We start from the raw sequence: 3,373 nt of genomic DNA on the forward strand, positions 1-3,373 counted from the left end.
ATGAAGCACGACAGACGTTCGTGGAATTGCGGGCGGTCGTAGGTCAGGCGCTTGAGGTGCTCGGGCCGAGCCACGTCCAGACGCTTGTCGCGCGCGTTAACCTCGCCGCGGCGGCCTTCGAGCTCGCCCGCATGGACAAGTCGATCACTGCGGCGACACGCGCCTTGCCAAGTCTGAAACAGGCTGCGGACGACGTCAACGAAATCCTCGGTTCCAGCCATCCACGGGCACTGGTCGCCTTGTCGAACCTCGCCTCGGCTGAACTCGAGGTGGCGCAGATGACCGGTTCACACGACACCGTGGTGCAGGCTCTGGAAACCGTCGGGACAGCCTTCGAGCGCTCCGCTGCGGTGTTCGGTGAGGACCACCCCGCCACTCTCGTCCTGGGCCAGGAGAAACGCATCTGCGAGCTCCTGGCACAAGCGGTGAGCGAGTCGAGTGGCAGACACGGGCAGGGAACGCTCCTCACGGGGGCCTACTCGGCGATCCGGTGGACCTTCGACGACGAATACCTGTCATTCGGTGCGGTGGAGCGGCACCTCGGCGCGTCTCTCGACGAGACAACCGTCGAGCAGGAGGATGCGCATGGACACCGGCTCGGTCGGCGTGATGAGCCCCGGTCCTCGACGGCGCCTCGTCCTTCGCCCTCGGCTCGTACAGGTGGCGTGAGGAAGGAGAGCGGGCTGGAGTTCGGTGTCCTCGGGCCGTTGCAGGTGCTTGCGGACGGCCGGCAGCTGGTGATCGGCCGCAAGGGGATGCGCGGCCTGCTCGCGATGCTGGTGCTGGAGGCCAACCGGGTGGTCCCGATCGACGAGATCGTGGACAGCCTGTGGGCCGACGAGCCGCCCGCCACGGCCAGGACGATCGTGCACGGCTACGTGTCGCGGCTGCGTCGGATGCTGGAGCAGGCCGACCCGGCGGGCTCGGCGCGGATCCTCACCGCCCCGCCCGGCTACCAGCTCTCGGTCGACCCGTGGCGGCTGGACTTCCACCGGGCCCGGCAGCTCGTGTCGAGCGCGCGCGGCAAGCCCGCGCCGATCCGCGCGCAACTGCTGCGCGAATCGCTGGGCCTGTGGCGGGGCCAGGTGCTGGCCGACGTCCCCGGTGATCCCGTCACCACGGACCTGGAAGAGCTACGGCTTGCCGCCGTGGAGGAACGCATCGAAGCCGAGCTGGAACTGGGCAGGCACCTGGAGCTGGTCGGCGAGCTACGCCAACTGGTCAACGAGCATCCGCTCCGCGAACGCCTGGTGGCACTGGCGGTACGGGCGATCTACCGGTCAGGCATGCGGACGCAGGCGCTGGAGGTCTATGAGAAGTTCCATCGGCGCGTGGTGGACGAGCTGGGCATCGACCCCGGCCCCGGCCTGCGGTTGCTGCACGAGCAGGTGTTGGCCGACGACCCGAGCCTCACCTTGTCCGGCACGGCCGAGCACTCGACCGTGCCGCCGCGGCCTGGCGTCGTGGTGCCGGCTCAGCTCCCGGCCGCCGCCAGCGGGTTCGTCGGCCGCCACGAGGAACTGGCCTGGCTGGACCGCCTTTGCGACGCGCGCGACCTGGCGGCCACCACGATCGCGGTGGTCAATGGTGCGCCGGGGGTCGGCAAGAGCGAGTTGGTCGTCACCTGGGGGCATCGGCGGGCTGAACAGTTCCCCGACGGGCTCCTGTTCGCCTCCCTCAACGGTTTCGCGCCCGACCGGGAGCCGGTGGAGCCCGCCGAGGTACTGGCCCGGTTCCTGCTGGCACTGGGCGTGCCCGCGGACGGCGTGCCGCGTGATGTGGACGACCGGGTCGGCCTGTACCGGTCGGTGCTGGCCAAACGGCGGGTGCTGGTTGTGTTGGACGATGCCGACGATCCTGAGCAGGTGCGCTTGGCGCTGCCGCCAGGCGGTGGTTCGGTGGTGCTGGTGACCTCACGCCGGCGTCTGGAGTCGCTGGTGGTCCGCAACGGAGCACGGATGCTCACCCTGGACACGCTGTCGGACGAGGAGTCCGTACGGCTGGTGGACGAGGTCGTCGGCAAGCCGCTGTCCGACCAGGAACCCGAGGCCATGCGGACACTGGCTCAGCTGTGCGGCAATCTGCCACTGGCGCTGCGCATGACTGCGGCTCGGCTCGTGACGGAGCCGGACCTCACGACCGACGAGTTGATCGCCCGGCTGTCCGACGACGACAGGCTGCGCACCCTGGACTTGGCCGACACCGGGATAGGAGTCGAGCGGGCGTTGGCGATGTCCTACCGCAACCTCGCCCCCGAACTGACGGAGACGTTCCGCGCCGCAGGCCTGGTACCCGGCCGGTGGGTGAGCCCGCAAGCGATCGCTGCAGTGTGCGACACCGATCTGGGTACGGCAGCCGCACGCCTGGCCGATCTCGCAGACGCACACCTGTTGGTGGAGCAGTGGCGAGGCGGGTTCGTGCTACACGACCTCGTACGCCTGTACGCGCGCGGCCTGCTCGATCCAACGGATCGAGCAACGGGATTGCATCGGCTGGCAACGTACTACCTGAAGGCATGCGATCACGCCCGCCGGCTCATCCGACCCGTGTCCGACGGACTGGACTTCAACCACGACGTGAACTCACCGCGCCCGGCCACGCCCTCACAAGCCCTGTCATGGTTCGACAAGGAATGGCCCAACCTCGTGGCACTGGTACACGCCGGCGTCGAAGCGGGACTGCACGAACAGGTGTGGCAACTCGTACGGCTCGTGCACACTTACTGCTTGACGAGATTCCTCGGCAGCGAGTGGCACGCCATCGCGGAGTTGGGCCTGGCCTCGGCGCGGGTGATCGGCGATCGCCGCGGCGAGTTGCTGGTACTGCTCTCCACGCAGGAGATCGACAACCGCACCGGCGCGCTGCACGGCACCCTGGAACGCGCGGAGATGGCGCACAGGATCGCCGTCGGGTTGGCTGAACCGCGCTACCTGGTGATGGCGTTGGACAAGCTCGCGCTCGCCCTGCGGGCGGACGGACGTGCGATGGAAGCCCTCGGTCATCACCGCGAGGCAGTGGAGCTCGCCCGCCGCGAGGGCGACGCGATCGGCGAGGCCACCTCGCTGAACAACCTCGCACAGACCGAGCAGAGCCTTGGGCAGCGGGAGACCGCAGCGCAGCACCAGTTCCGGGCGATGGAGATCTACCATCGCAGCGGCGACGAGCGCTCCTACGTGGTGGCGGTGAACAATCTCGCCGAGCTGTACGCCGAACTGGGATTGCTAGCCGAGGCCGAGGAGCACGCCCGGCAGGGTGTCGAGCTGGCACGCGGCGGGGCCATGCAGTTCGAGGAGGCGTTCGGACGGCAGGTGCTCGGCGCGGTCCTCGCCCGGCGCGGCGAACATGCTGCGGCGCAAGCGGAACTCACGGAATC

Annotated in this window: 1 protein-coding gene; it reads left to right on the forward strand. The window is 69.0% G+C overall.

The genetic code is table 11. The annotated features are described in order from the left end of the window. Positions 1 to 20 precede the first annotated feature (20 nt). A partial coding sequence (locus AB0G02_RS32305) for a BTAD domain-containing putative transcriptional regulator (RefSeq protein ID WP_360801728.1) occupies positions 21 to 3,373 on the forward strand: 3,353 nt, incomplete at its 3' end.

It is taken from the genome of Actinosynnema sp. NPDC023658 (genome assembly GCF_040639995.1).
GTDB lineage: Bacteria > Actinomycetota > Actinomycetes > Mycobacteriales > Pseudonocardiaceae > Actinosynnema.